The sequence below is a fragment of the Desulfoferrobacter suflitae genome (assembly GCF_022603395.1).
Taxonomy (GTDB): Bacteria; Desulfobacterota; Syntrophobacteria; order Syntrophobacterales; family Syntrophobacteraceae; genus Desulfoferrobacter; species Desulfoferrobacter suflitae.
The window spans coordinates 60,381-73,472 of sequence record NZ_JAIBKA010000002.1; the positions used below are offsets into that span (position 1 = coordinate 60,381).

A 13,092-nucleotide genomic window follows, 5' to 3' on the forward strand; every position below is an offset into this window, starting at 1 on the left:
TCAGCAGTGCTCGATGAATGAGCAGGAGACCACTTCAGGAACAGGTGCAACACTCATGAGAACAAATCCAGGTGCTTCAATCCTTTTTCAAAAGGAGCTCTATGTTGTGTTTCAAGGCCTGCGGATCGACCGGTTTTTCCATAAAGATATCGGCAGCAATCCAATCCATGTCATCTTCCAGGCTGCGGCTGTATCCCTTTTCGGTATCAGGCTGGGCGGAAACTATAATGATGGGTAACCGATGCAACGCTTCATCCTGCCGCAGCTTTACGGCAAATTGGAGGCCTTCGTCGATGGTCGCCATCATGATGTCCAAAATCAACAGATCGGGTTTTTCGGTTTCAATGTATTTAAGCCCGTCGGCAGTATTGTTGGCCGACAAAACCTCGTACCCAAAACGCCTCAAAATGGCGCCAGTGATCTCCAAGAAACTGGGATCATCGTCAATGAGTAAAATCTTATCTTGAGCCATTCATCATACCTCCTCTCATTGGGTTTGGATTATTGAACTGAGCCGCCGATAATATGGCACAACTCCCCTCACAGCATCGGCTCTACTGTGTGTGCAAAACGAGCTGATCGAGTGTAGCGGGGAAACTTGCAAAACTGGTCGGGGCCTGGGCCTCTCCCGGCAGGTTGCAGCGCCCGCCCCCTCCTCTGGCCCTTCAGGCCGAATGTCGGCTGATCTGCGGAGGGTTCTCTTTGGGCAGTTCTATGATAAAATTGGCCCATTCTCCTTCCCGGCTTTCCACTCGGATGTTTCCTCCGTGCCTTTCCACAATGGTTTTGGTGATAAACAATCCCAGGCCGGTGCCGCGAACCGAGGACTGTCTGGAAGATTGCAGGCGTTGAAACTTCTGAAAGAGTTTACTTTGGTCCTCGGGACTGATGCCGGGGCCGCTGTTCCACACTTCCAAGCGCATGCGATCACCCAAATCCTCGGCAGAAATACGGATGCTTCCGGACTTCTCGCCATATTTCAAGGCATTATTCATAAGATTGGTCACCACACCGCGGAACAATTCGGGATCAAGTGTCCATACCAAATCTCCAGGCACTTCGGTGGCAAGCGCCACACCTCGTTCCAGAATCGCACCGGCCAGCCCCTTTACCACGGGATCGATCACTTCAGAGAGTATCCTGGTCGGTTGTGGATTGACCTGCATCTCATCCTTTTCGATGCGTGACAAGTCCAGGTAGTGGCGAATCATTTCCATCGACTGGTCAAGATTGCGGCAGATGGCCTCAACCATGATCGATTGTTCTGGAGCCAACGAGCCGAAGATCTCCTGCCGGAGTGCATTGGCGCTCATGTAACTGTTGGCAATGGGGGATTTGAGCTCATGGGTAACAAATCCCAACATTTCCAGATAACGGTGATTGAGTCGCGCCAATTCCCTGTTGGCTTTATTCAAACGTTCGTTGGTGGAGACCAGGGCGTGCATGTGCTCGTGCAACTCGGAGAGGTCATGAAAATAGCCAACCACTGCAATTTCCTGCACTCCGTCATAGAGGATCGTTGCGGACAGGCGGATCGGGATGTGGGTTCCATCTTTTCGGATCAGCTCGGTCGTGTAGTCAAGCAACACTCCGGGACCGCCATAGTCGTCGATCAAAAGGGCCTTTTTGATCTTATGGGGTTCTCCGGGCGGGTAAATCTCGCGCACGGATAGTTTGTTGAGCACTTCGGCCGGGTCGTAGCCAATGAGGCGCTGAGCCCCTTCATTGTACAGGATGATTTTGCCTTCCATATCATTGGCCATGATTCCATCAGGGCATGCCTCACAAAGTCTTTCTTCAAATTCGTAGCGCTGCCGCAACTCTTCCTGGTAGGCTTTGAGATTGACTGCCATATAATGGAAGGCGAGAAGCAGTTTGCTCAGTTCATCTCCGCTTGGACGTTTGAATGCCTCGCACAAGTCACAAGGTGTTTCAGAGTCTTTCTGAAATGCAGTCGAAGGTCGCGCCACGGTCGAAGGCCCCAGGACGGGGCAGCATGCCGGAATATGACTCTTCCCCAGGAATTTGGCTCCGGAACTTTGCAGCTTTTGCAAACAGGGCGGAGCCCTTTCCACTTCCCTGATGGCATCCTCCAACTGTCCTCTGGCGAGCAGATTGGTCATCCGCAGAAGGCGACTCACCGGGCGGGTGATCATATCCGAAAACCATCGAATCAGAAAAAAGCTGATGATCAGAATGAAAAACGTCACAAAAAACAAAACCTTGAACAGCTGCCGACTGAGCCTTTGCACCGATCGAGCGCTGACTCCCACGCGCAACGCAGAAATGGCAAGCCCGGTGCGCGGCATTTGGCCCACGCGGAACACTTCATAAATCGGCGGGTAGGATGCCAACCGCCTCATAAGTAGATTGCCGGTCTCTTTCTGTTCAAGCAGAACCGACTGTCCACCCTCTCGGTACTCATCACTGCCCATCCAGTAAACGGTCTCCCCGTCCTGACCCAGCAGTTCGACGTAGAGCAATTTGGCGCGCACGTTAAATATCAGGGAAAGGAGGGACTCCAGCTGCGACTTGGAAGGAGTCCTCTGATCTTCTCCCACCACCTCCCGCACCTGTTCCACAATGCCGTTTGCTATCTTCCAGGCCTCTTCCTGAACGTCTCTTCCCATGGCAGGCACAACCACTCGATCAATCGCTATGCCGCCGGCCAAAACGATCAGCATGACCATGGCAAAGGTGATAAGAATGATTTTGGTCTGGAAGTTCAGTCGACCCACAAACGTCATTTTAATCTTCCGATAATGGTGGGTAAAAAGCCTGAAATGTTGTCTAGCGAAGGTTCGTAGCCAAAGGATAGCAGAAGCCCCTGAGCAACGCAACTCGAGATGCAGGTAATCCATCAGCAGGAGGTAGGGGGGCAAATGAGCATCAGATTCAAATCAGGTCCACAACAGTGCCACAGTACCGATACCAATCAGCACCGATTCAATCATCGTCTCAAAAACCGGATCTTCTTTCAGGGGCTTCTGAAAGCACATTCGCAAAAACCAGCCATAAGCGGCCACGCCGGGAAGCATCAAATAAGCAAACGTTGTGCTCAGCCCGCTCACGGGGCCCAACAAAAGGGAAACCGCAAGGAGCACCAGAATCGCACTCATGAAATGTGCGGTCTTATTTTCACCCAGCAAAACCACTATGGTTTCCTTGCCAACCAAACGGTCGCCTTGAACCGCCAATAGATCGAGCAGCGCCGTTCTTATCAAGACCAACAGAGCAATCACCCAAAAAGCGTACAGGGCCCCTCCGAAGCCGCTCCAAAAGCGAGGCAAATGGGGCAGCAGGACGGTTGCGCTGGCCCAGGCGATGGGAACAAAGAAGGTTTTGGAACCTGGGATATCCTTGATCTTAAGGGCCGATATATTTTGCCAATATGACGGCAAAAACACCGGTACCGCGTAGAGCACTCCAAATAATACCAGCAAACCCAGCGCCAAGAAAGTTAAAATGCCGGTATTCACCGCCATCCATAACGACACCACCACAGCAACGATGGAAATACTGGTAAAAGCGCCCTTCCATTGCTGGTAAAAGGCGGCTCGCCCGGGATCGTTCAATCGCATGGCATCTCGATCCAGGTAGAGGTTCAGGGTATGCATGGCAAAAACGTAAAAGGCGGCCATCAGGCATTGCCCGAGGGCAATGGGAAACCCGGTCAGGGCCTGACCGGCAGACGCCAGGAGAGCCGCGCTCAAAGCCACAAAAACGTTACTGTAGACCAGTTGTTCGAGTGTTCTATTGATCCTGTACCTGGTGCCGTTGCGTTCAGGTTCGATTGATTCCAGCAGGCGAACGACATTGCGAATCATCCAGTTGGGCGTTGAGGCACCGGCTGACACACCCACAGAAGTGTAGCGGGCCATCTCCTGGGTATCCAATTCGGCCTCTGTTTCCACATGATAAGTGGGAATCTTGCACTCTCTTGCCACCTCAGCCAGCCGAATGGTGTTTCCGCTATGATAGCCGCCAACGATGACAATGGCTTCCACCCTGGAGCACATCTCTCTCACTTCGCTTTGGCGTTCGTGAGTCGAACCGCAAATAGTGTTCTTGATCATGGCATTCGGATATTTCTGGCGAAATTTCTCCTGAATAGCCTTGAAGATCTCTTCATTTTGGGTGGTCTGCGCAACTAATAGAACATTCTCCCAATTCGCCGGAAGGTCATCAACCTGCTCAGGACGGTTGATCACAACGCCGCGCCCCTCGGTGTATCCCATCAAACCGATCACCTCAGCATGATCTGCATCCCCGGCGATGACCGTATGGAAGCCTTTCCGGGCATGTCGTTTGATGGCTGCCTGGACTCTGGCCACGCGCTTGCAAGTAGCATCCAGCAGACTGGCTCCAAGCTTGCGCAATTTTTTGCGCTCCTGAGGGGGAATGCCATGCGCGCGTATGACCACCCTCTTGCCGGCACAATTTTCGATTTGGTCCTCGGCAGTAATTCCCTTTTCTTCGAGCATGGCCAAAACCTGGCGATTATGAATCAAGGGACCAAAAGTGCAGATACTTTCACCTGTTTGCGGGCTCTTGATGGCCTCCAATGTCACATCGAGAGCGTCTCTAACCCCTCTACAAAATCCTGCCGTTCTGGCCACGATCACTTTCATCAAGACCTCATCCCATGCAAAAAAAAGGAGGACAAACGCCCCCTCGAACCACGTAAAAGACCACGTCTTGCTTTATAGAGCGACACCCATCGTCTTTCAAGAGGCATTTCACCGGGTGACCGAAGGCAGCTCCCGCAGGCGGTCGAAGCGATAGCCTCGGGCATCCAAGCCCTCGATCCAGGTATGGAAATGGGGAAGCATCTGTTCCACTTTGTCCAACGCGTACAACTCTGAACGGAGTCTGGCCGATTCGGGAAGTCCTTTGGAATACCACAGCAAGATTTGTCTGCAGTGCCCCGCAGGTTTGCGCTTTTCCAGGACATAATTGTCAAAATGGGCGCGAACAGTGTCATAATACTCCCGCCAGTCGCCGGGGACGGCCGAAGGCACCTGATAGCCCCAGTCATGGGCGATACGGCTGAAAATCCATGGGTTGCCGAGGCTTGCTCTGCCTATCATGATCGCGTTACAGCCCGTTTCCCGCATCATTCTGGCAGCTGATGAGGCGCAACGAACATCCCCATTGCCAATTACCGGGATTCTGACTGCGGCTCTACTTTTTCCGATCCACTGCCAATCGGCACTGCCGCTGTAGAGCTGAGCGGCTGTTCTGGCATGAATGGTGACAGCGTCGACGCCGGCGGATTCCAGCCTCTGTGCCATCGCAACGATATTAATGGAAAGCTGGCTCCAGCCCAAGCGCAGTTTCACGGTCAAAGGAATGTCCACCGTCTTTCTGACTTGCTCAACAATCTCCATAAGTCGATCCGGCTCTTTCATCAGAAAAGCCCCGGCTTTTTGTCTGACCACTTTTTTGACAGGACAACCCGCATTGATATCAATGATCTGTGCACCGTCGGATGCGACCCTTCCGGCCGCCTGCGCCATGGCCTGGGGATCGCTGCCAAATAACTGAACGGCAAGCGGCACATGCAACGGGGTGTTTTGCCTGCAAAGCCGCAGTGTGGCCGACTGAGAGCGTCTCAGTCCTTCTGCACTGATCATTTCAGTGGTGACCATGCCGGCTCCGCAAAGGGCTGCCAGAGTCCGATAGATGTCGTCGGTGATTCCTGCCATGGGTGCCAGGATCAAGGGAGGATCTACTTTGACCGAACCAATTTCGAGGGCCCCCGGACGAATCAAGGGTTGGCTTTCATGCATATAAATAATAACCTTTTCATGTGAGCCTCGCACAAACCTCGGTGCAAGCGTCACGCCGGCAAAAGACCCGGGGAGGGCTTCTAAAGAGGCTCACGGGAATAATTTTCAGGTCATCGTAACAACTCCTCCAGATCTTGACAACGTGCTCACTGGAACAGGTCTTTTTGTACCTCCCAGCGACTTTAATGCCAGCGATTCTCATTTTGGACGGCAGACCTGGTGTCGGATGGGTACAGCGATAGCGCAACCCATCATTGAGGAAGCTTTTAGCGGGTTGCGGCGCGAAAAACCGCGCCTCCACCCACCCTGCGGCAAACCAGCGGAGCCCAAAATGAGAATTGCTGCTTTAATGCATTATGGATTGACACAAAAAAGGGCGTTTGCTAGCTTGCCGACGATTCAGATATGATAAGTTTTGAAACGATGCAAAGATGTTGAACGCATCTTGTCTCCGGGTAGGCACGGTCGCCCGGATGGTCGGCCCGAACGGGCACTGAAAAAACCATATGCAGCCGGCCTTGAATACACCATCTCCGCTGCAAGGAAATATAGATTGCTCTTTCCAGACAGGATCTTTGCCGCCATTCTAGGAGCCGTCCGACCGGAAGTACAATATTTGACAGATGCTTTGGAAAATAGGCAGAGCGTCGAGATGGTGGGAGAAAGGTTTGCCCTTGGGAATCTTCACGGGAAAATCCTGCTTGTCGGCACCACCGGAATCGGCAAGGTCAATGCCGCCATTACAACGGCGGCGCTGCTAACTCGTTTTACCATCGAACAGGTTTGGAATGTAGGGTGGAGCGGTTACTTTCAGGAAGGACCATTGGAGATCGGGGATGTCTTGATTGCGGAAACTCTCATCTGCGGTGACGAAGGGGTCTTGACCAGCGACGCTGTCCGCCCATCCAGGGACATAGGCATTCCAATACTTGAGACGGAAGAGGGGACTTTTTTCGATGTGCTGCCCCCAAGTATTGCGGTGCATCAACTTCGCCAACAAATTGCTCCCGGGTTGTATCGCTCACGGGCAGGCGGCGGCATCACCGCTGCCGCGATGGAAGATGGCAAGCGTTGCCCGGCCGAAGGAGTCTTTCGCCTGGCCTATGGCCCCAGCCTGACCGTTGGCATGGTGAGCGGAGACCTCCAGGTGGCCCGCGCGCGATTCCTGAATCATGGCGCATTGACCGAAAATATGGAGGGCAGTGCCATCGCACAGACGTGCTGCCGTTTCAAAATTCCCTTCATAGAGTGCAGGGGGGTGAGTAACAAAGCCGGTGATAGAGATAAAGCCAACTGGGAGCTGAAAAAGGCCATATCACACTGCCATGCTGTGGTGATGCATTACTTCATGAACCAACAAAATTGATCGATCACCTGCTTGTGGCGACTCATGTTTGCCGAGCGCTGCGCCCCCGTCATGCTGGTGTTCCAAGGAAATCTGAAACGCGGAAAAGAGCTCTTATGACTGAAGTGCTGAGCCTGGGCTATTCGCCATGTCCTAACGATACCTTTATATTTTTCGCCCTGTCACAGGGGCTCATTGACACGGGGCGCACGCGCTTTGAAATTCATCTTGCCGATGTGGAAGAACTGAACGGCAAGGCAAGCAAGTGTGCACTCGATGTAACCAAGGTTTCCATGAGTGTCCTGCCCAATGTTCAGAGGCACTACCTGCTGCTCACAGCAGGAGGAGCCATGGGAAGAGGCTGCGGACCATTGGTGGTGGCGCGCAAGAAGTTCTCCACGCAGGATTTTCGCAAAGCGACCCTGGCTGTTCCCGGCAAGATGACCACCGCTTTCCTGCTCCTCCAGCTCCACGGGGGGCACGGTGGAACAATCGTCGAAATGCCCTTTGATCAGATCATGCCGGCGGTAGCTGCAGGACAAGTGGATGCAGGTCTTATCATCCACGAAGGACGTTTCACTTACCCTTCGCTGGGACTTCAACTCATCCTTGACCTTGGCTCATGGTGGGAAGACAAAACCGGTCTGCCTCTTCCTCTTGGCGGCATCGTGATGAAACGAAGCTTTGGTTACGCGGCGGCACAGAGAGTGGAACAACTGATCAGACAGAGCATAAGGTATGCCCACACCCATATTGATGAAGCATGGCCCTACATAAGATCCCTCGCGCAAGAAATGGAAACCGGCGTCATTCGCCGACACATAGAAATGTTTGTGAACGAGTTCAGCATGGATTTCGGCAATGAAGGAAAGGAAGCCATTCGGGTGCTACTCGAGGCATCCGCCAGGCAGCAGGGAATTGACCCGCGCATCGATTCACTTTGGGGAAATTGGCGCTGAATGAAGCCTTCAGGCCGTTTGAGTGATTGGGAGTGATTAAAATGACCGAGTTTAAATATTTTCTGTTCCCCCATACGGTTCTGCCAGAGGCTGAATACCGTCATCTGGCCGTGTTGTTGCCAAATCTGCATGTTTTGCAGGTCGCTCGCCAACCGCAGACACCAGCGTGGGGGCAGCATTTTTTCTCAATCACGCCGACAATTCCTCAAGAGCAGCAGAAAAAAGTTCGAACTTTGCTGAGAGCATACCAAAACTTTGCAGACCTCGTCGGCGAGGGTACAGTGCTCGCCTCCATCAGTCACATGAACAGGGGGGATAATGCGTGGCACGAAAGCCGCTTTCACCTGCAAAGCACCATCAAAGGCATATCGGACAATGACGATCCGCAGGATAGCGAGTCCACCCTCGTGGAAGCAGCCGTTTTCATGGAGATGGCTCACAATCTGGACCTGCAGGGACTGGAACTGGAAGAAGGAATCAGCAAAGCTGAAAGCCTCGAGAAAGAGTTCCGCAACATCCTGGGAATCACCAGTGAAGAGGATTGGGAAGAATTCGAAAATATTGGAGACATTCCTCTGGTGTCCGCAAAAACTTACCTGAACTTCATGCTGCCCAAGCGCATCGCCTGTTGGCTGCGATTGTTCGGATCCAGTCCAGCCACAGGCTCGCCGGTCTTGGTGACCACAGCCAAAGAAGTTGCAGAGGAACTTTCCGATCCCTTTGCAGGCATTTCGGAACACATTGCTGAGCCCGCTGTCAATCTGTTGCAGTTGCCCCTCGCCTCAGCTCCGTCACTATCCCATTTGGAAATCGATCGGTTTTCAGCCCTGCTTGCCGAGCTGGAATCATCAGACCTGCGCACATCCTATGCCCAGGCACTGGAAAAAGCTCTCGAAACTCCCGGCGACCCGACTCGCCTGACTGAGCTTGGTGAAGCCGCATCCAAATTACATGACGGCCTGGCAAGCTGCTGCACCCATTGCGGAACCGTGCAAAATCAGGGGAGGACCCTGTCCCTTTTTTCCCTGGACGGAATCACCCTCGAAGATTTATGGAAAAAGTTTGACAAAAACGCTGCCATACTCCTGCCCACCGGCTCCATCCTTAAGAACCCATGTCTTCTGTTGTCAGTGGGATAGACAGCAGATCAGCGGCGGTACCGGCGCCGAGTGGCACCGTTTGTGTTATTGCATCACCGGAGCGGGCGTGCGCCGAGATTTAAATGATGACGGAGGTTGCCTAATGGATGGGGCAGGCGGCTGAGGAACAGCGGCCGGGGCAGGATTTGCGAGGGCCTGTGGAACCTGCTGCGGAGCAGGCGTAACCGCGCTCTGCTGCAGTAATTGCTGTGGAGGTTGGGTCATTTGCGGGCTTTGATCCGGCTGATTGGGATCCGGCACGGGTTGCGGCTGGTTGTTCGGGGGCGATCCCTGCTGGATTTGACCGGCGGCCTCGGCACCCGAAGGGCTCTGGGCACTCGCCGGCGGTTCCGGCGATATCGGTGCTGCCGGCAGCGGGGTAACGGGAGGAGCAACTTTTCCGTCCATAAACAGACTTATGATATACAGCTGGTTATCCTTCTGCAGAGAAACGCTTCTGGGCTCTATCTTAAACACTTTGTAATCACCGATGGATTCCCCTTCACTCACCGTCATGTAAGGAAAGGGATCGGTTGTTCTGCCCCCCGACTCGCCAAGGATGCGGGTGTTCACCCTCAGCAGTGCTTTCTTCACCCCGCTCCTGATGAAAACCCCATCCAATTGCACAGACCGGGGTGGCAAGCCGACGTCGGAAACTTTTGCGCCAGGTTTCTCGGGAGCCGCTTCTTCATCAGAAACCGGTTTACGATCCGGCGAGAAGAGATTCTTCTCCACAATGACAGGGGCCGTGTTGCATGTGTTTACAGCACAAACCAGCACAACAGAGGTAATCATCAAAAATAATAATAACTTGCCAATATTCATGAAGCACCACTCCCGATCCTTTGCTCCGCTCCTCAACTCAACCTTTTCAGGATGATAAAATAATTAAGCTTTTAAGTGTACCTATTTTTCCTCAACAATCCTTTTTTGTTAAGCTCTCAATGCCAGGACAATTGCATGAAATCATGCAACCCCGAGAAGCCGCTTTATGTACTCCAGGTCCCGGCCAGCCCGCTTTCGGCTGGCTTTAATACCGATTTTCCGGTTAGGATCTTGCTTAATCAGGCTGAGAGCCAAGCGACGAATAGTCGCGAGGTTCGCCGGAGCGTGCCCGGATCTTACTCGGCTCATCCTCACGGAAAGCAATGTCGAGAGACCAATGGAGACTATTTTCGACCGCCCGGTGTCCCCGTGCTGCGGCAGCGAAACCCTTTGCGTTACTGGGCAGACTGGAAATGAAGTAGCGGGTTTCTACGGTGATGTTGCCATCAACTTCACCTTTCGACTCGATCATCCCGAAGCTGGTCAATTTGGCCCATTTGTTCTTCTCTTCAAACCGGTTCACATCGCCGACAGCGGTGTAACGACGGGTCTCTATCCGCCCATGTTCACCATCCACAGTGGTAAATGAGTCGTGGGGCGGATCCTTGAAGTCGTTGTTCTTGGCATCTTGAAAGAGAAGCTCAACCTCTTTGTGGAGATTTCCCTGATTGCCTTTAAGAGAGAACACATAATCGGCCTCCTGCTCAACGATTTGTTCGGCGGTGTCTTTCTGACAGCCCATAGCATCGACACTCACAACGCAGCCTTTCAGATCCAGAAGTTTCAGGAGTGCTGGAATGGCCGTGATCTCATTAGATTTCGCATCCCTCTTCACCTGACCCAAAACCAACCCACAATGAACCGCCCGGGCGTCCACCATATGGATTGCAGACTTGCCGTTGGAACGATCATGAGATCGGCGCAAGGTCTTGCCATCAATAGCCACCAGCTCATCTGGAATGCTGATCAAGGTACGAACCCAATCCACGTAGCATTTCCCAAATGCATCGGGATCGAGTAGCGCGAACACTCTTTCGAAGGTGTCATGAGAAGGCACGCCACCCGGCAAGTCCAGAAATTCTCTGAACCAGGCCTCCCCGGCTTTTGCATAGGTGGCAATCTCCACCCGGTCATCAGCCCCGGCAACGACGGCGCACAAGGCCATGGCCACGATGTCTACCAGCTTATGCGTTGTTTTCAACAGTATCCGTGGATCGGGCAACTCGGAGAAATGATCGATAGCGCCGTGTCGCTGATCATCGTCTTTTCTGTCTGCCAGCATTTTGTGCAGAATTAAAGGGATGGATAAAAAGCGAAACCTGCCGGGTCGTCAAGAAGCCCAGTAACAATGCAAAAGTAATTGGGATTATTTTAAAGAAAGCTGCTGTCACTGTAGAAAATGTTGGCAACGGATGGGCGAAAATCATATTTGCTCCAATCAGAAATCCGCAGACCGGAAAATACATTGTTTGCAACGAGTGCTATATACGGAGAGAAAACATAACCACGGTTGTTCCGGGAAAATGGTAATACTGGAGCGTTAAAATCTATTGCTAGCTTTTGGCTGAGAGCATCAGCACAGCAAACGTGTCGAGATGAGTTGCCAATTTGCGTCTGTTCCTCCTGGGAGGTAACACAGCCGGGCCGCCCCCCACCAGGGCTGCCTTTTGAGATGCTTGAGCCGTGTGAGGCGAAAGTCTCACGCACGGTTCTAAGGGGGGGAAGGGGCTGAGAAGCCCCCGACCTACCCGATTGAGCGAGGCAAGTAGCTGCTCAGGAAAATGTCTTGCCAGTGCTCACCAAGATGGGTAATATATGCGCATCATAAATGCGCATAGGGAGGATATCATGCAAGAGAGTCTATACAATACCAATGCACCGAAAAAACCGACAAATCTAAGCATCAACAGCGACCTTCTTCGCCAGGCGAAGGACTATCACATCAACCTCTCCAACGCTCTGGAACAGCGCCTGGTCGAGATGCTGATCGAGGAAAAGCGCCGAGAGTGGAAGGAAGAGAATCGCGATGCCATTGAAGCCTATAATCGTCGCATTGAAGCAGGTGGGGTGTTCAGTGACGGCTTGAGGAGGTTTTGATGGCACAGTTTGATGTCTTTGAAAACCCCAATGAAGAAACGAATCAGGCCATTCCTTATGTGCTCGACGTCCAGGCTGACCTGCTCGATACGCTTTCAACACGTGTAGTGATACCGCTTGTCGCCGCTTCAACCGTGGGTAAAGCCATCAAGCATCTTAATCCAGGGTTTGTGATTGAAGGCACCGAAGTATTTATGTCCACAGCAGAATTGGCCGGTGTTCCAGTACGGTCTATGGGGAAGAAGGTTAGTTCACTAAAAGATCAGCGTCACGAGATCATTGCTGCACTTGATTTTCTGTTCATCGGATTCTGAGGGACATCTAACGGTACATTGAGCTTTGAGCTAGAAGGGCCGGAGAACATTCGAGTGCTCATCAGAGCCCCCACCACCGAGGAAAGATCGAAAGGTTACCATAGCTTCAATGCATTCCTCGATATACTTGGAGATTTTGAACTGACAAAAAGGTCCCTACCAGTCTTCAATGCATTGTTTGAGGGGAAACGCCCTCTAGAGCGAGAAAAGGCAAGGTCTGCTGAGGATATGGTCCATCGCGAGGGTTCGTCCTATGGCCTTGAATACTATCCAGACCCTTTCGTATCGTTTGTTGATGCCGTAAGTGAAAAGCTATCTTCAATCGGCCGTGCACTGGTAGACATACTGCATTGGAGATATGCGCAGGAAGGCCCGCCTGCCCCAATTGCGAGTCGAGGATTGTTCTGCTCCGACAATAATGGGGTGGCCTGGCATCCGGTTCCCGGTCGGTATTCGATTCAGAGCGTCACTCCACCACATTCCATTCTTGAACCCCACAAAGTTGATCAAGTGGAGATCCGGGAGCTTCTCGAATCCAATTCACAAGAATCGGTCGGACATGAGTTACTGAGGGAGGCGAAAGAACTCCAGTTTAGCAGCCCGAGGAGCGCAGTTCTGATC

General features: G+C 52.5%; 11 protein-coding genes. 5 read left to right on the plus strand and 6 right to left on the minus strand.

The features are described 5' to 3' along the window. Window positions 1-76: 76 nt before the first annotated feature. From K1V27_RS03190 to dusB, 4 genes are all read right to left on the minus strand, one after another. Entirely contained in the window at window positions 77-472 is a 396-nt protein-coding gene (locus K1V27_RS03190; RefSeq protein ID WP_258928080.1) for a response regulator, read from the minus strand. Between the two features lie 193 nt (window positions 473-665). Beyond that, entirely contained in the window at window positions 666-2,747 is a 2,082-nt protein-coding gene (locus K1V27_RS03195) for a PAS domain-containing sensor histidine kinase (protein ID WP_258928081.1), read from the minus strand. Window positions 2,748-2,900: 153 nt separating this feature from the next. Further along, window positions 2,901-4,631 (minus strand): 4-hydroxy-3-methylbut-2-enyl diphosphate reductase, encoded by a 1,731-nt coding sequence (gene ispH, locus K1V27_RS03200; RefSeq protein WP_258928082.1) that lies wholly within the window; start codon window positions 4,629-4,631, stop codon window positions 2,901-2,903. A 108-nt stretch (window positions 4,632-4,739) separates the two neighbouring features. Then, on the minus strand, window positions 4,740-5,792 hold the full coding sequence (dusB, locus tag K1V27_RS03205) for a tRNA dihydrouridine synthase DusB (RefSeq protein ID WP_258928083.1): 1,053 nt from the start codon (window positions 5,790-5,792) through the stop codon (window positions 4,740-4,742). A 553-nt stretch (window positions 5,793-6,345) separates the two neighbouring features. Here dusB and K1V27_RS03210 point away from each other — a divergent pair. The 3 genes from K1V27_RS03210 (at window position 6,346) to K1V27_RS03220 (ending at window position 9,235) form a co-directional block, all read left to right on the plus strand. Beyond that, window positions 6,346-7,158 (plus strand): phosphorylase family protein, encoded by an 813-nt coding sequence (locus K1V27_RS03210; protein ID WP_258928084.1) that lies wholly within the window; start codon window positions 6,346-6,348, stop codon window positions 7,156-7,158. A gap of 95 nt (window positions 7,159-7,253) precedes the next feature. Beyond that, window positions 7,254-8,096, plus strand: coding sequence for a 1,4-dihydroxy-6-naphtoate synthase (locus K1V27_RS03215; RefSeq protein WP_258928085.1), 843 nt, complete (start codon window positions 7,254-7,256; stop codon window positions 8,094-8,096). A 41-nt stretch (window positions 8,097-8,137) separates the two neighbouring features. Next, complete coding sequence (locus tag K1V27_RS03220) at window positions 8,138-9,235, plus strand: hypothetical protein (RefSeq protein ID WP_258928086.1); 1,098 nt, start codon at window positions 8,138-8,140, stop codon at window positions 9,233-9,235. 45 nt (window positions 9,236-9,280) lie between these two features. Here K1V27_RS03220 and K1V27_RS03225 read toward each other — a convergent pair whose 3' ends face one another. After that, on the minus strand, window positions 9,281-10,060 hold the full coding sequence (locus K1V27_RS03225; protein WP_258928087.1) for a hypothetical protein: 780 nt from the start codon (window positions 10,058-10,060) through the stop codon (window positions 9,281-9,283). 235 nt (window positions 10,061-10,295) lie between these two features. After that, window positions 10,296-11,342, minus strand: coding sequence for an ISAs1 family transposase (locus tag K1V27_RS03230; RefSeq protein ID WP_258928088.1), 1,047 nt, complete (start codon window positions 11,340-11,342; stop codon window positions 10,296-10,298). 566 nt (window positions 11,343-11,908) lie between these two features. Here K1V27_RS03230 and K1V27_RS03235 point away from each other — a divergent pair. Both K1V27_RS03235 and K1V27_RS03240 read left to right on the plus strand, forming a co-directional pair. After that, a complete protein-coding gene (locus K1V27_RS03235) occupies window positions 11,909-12,157 on the plus strand; it encodes a type II toxin-antitoxin system CcdA family antitoxin (protein ID WP_258928089.1) in 249 nt (82 codons plus the stop codon). Continuing rightward, window positions 12,157-12,471 (plus strand): CcdB family protein, encoded by a 315-nt coding sequence (locus tag K1V27_RS03240; protein ID WP_258928090.1) that lies wholly within the window; start codon window positions 12,157-12,159, stop codon window positions 12,469-12,471. The genes K1V27_RS03235 and K1V27_RS03240 overlap by 1 nt, the downstream gene beginning before the upstream one ends. The last annotated feature ends 621 nt before the right edge of the window (window positions 12,472-13,092 follow it).

What these genes read in the sequence shown, in the direction of transcription:
- K1V27_RS03195 (WP_258928081.1), bottom strand. Translation starts at nt 2,747, where the DNA reads ATGACGTTTGTGGGTCGACTGAACTTCCAGACCAAAATCATTCTTATC.
- K1V27_RS03230 (WP_258928088.1), bottom strand. Translation starts at nt 11,342, where the DNA reads ATGCTGGCAGACAGAAAAGACGATGATCAGCGACACGGCGCTATCGAT.
- K1V27_RS03220 (WP_258928086.1), top strand. Translation starts at nt 8,138, where the DNA reads ATGACCGAGTTTAAATATTTTCTGTTCCCCCATACGGTTCTGCCAGAG.
- K1V27_RS03215 (WP_258928085.1), top strand. Translation starts at nt 7,254, where the DNA reads ATGACTGAAGTGCTGAGCCTGGGCTATTCGCCATGTCCTAACGATACC.
- K1V27_RS03225 (WP_258928087.1), bottom strand. Translation starts at nt 10,060, where the DNA reads ATGAATATTGGCAAGTTATTATTATTTTTGATGATTACCTCTGTTGTG.
- ispH (WP_258928082.1), bottom strand. Translation starts at nt 4,631, where the DNA reads ATGAAAGTGATCGTGGCCAGAACGGCAGGATTTTGTAGAGGGGTTAGA.
- K1V27_RS03190 (WP_258928080.1), bottom strand. Translation starts at nt 472, where the DNA reads ATGGCTCAAGATAAGATTTTACTCATTGACGATGATCCCAGTTTCTTG.
- K1V27_RS03235 (WP_258928089.1), top strand. Translation starts at nt 11,909, where the DNA reads ATGCAAGAGAGTCTATACAATACCAATGCACCGAAAAAACCGACAAAT.
- dusB (WP_258928083.1), bottom strand. Translation starts at nt 5,792, where the DNA reads ATGCATGAAAGCCAACCCTTGATTCGTCCGGGGGCCCTCGAAATTGGT.
- K1V27_RS03240 (WP_258928090.1), top strand. Translation starts at nt 12,157, where the DNA reads ATGGCACAGTTTGATGTCTTTGAAAACCCCAATGAAGAAACGAATCAG.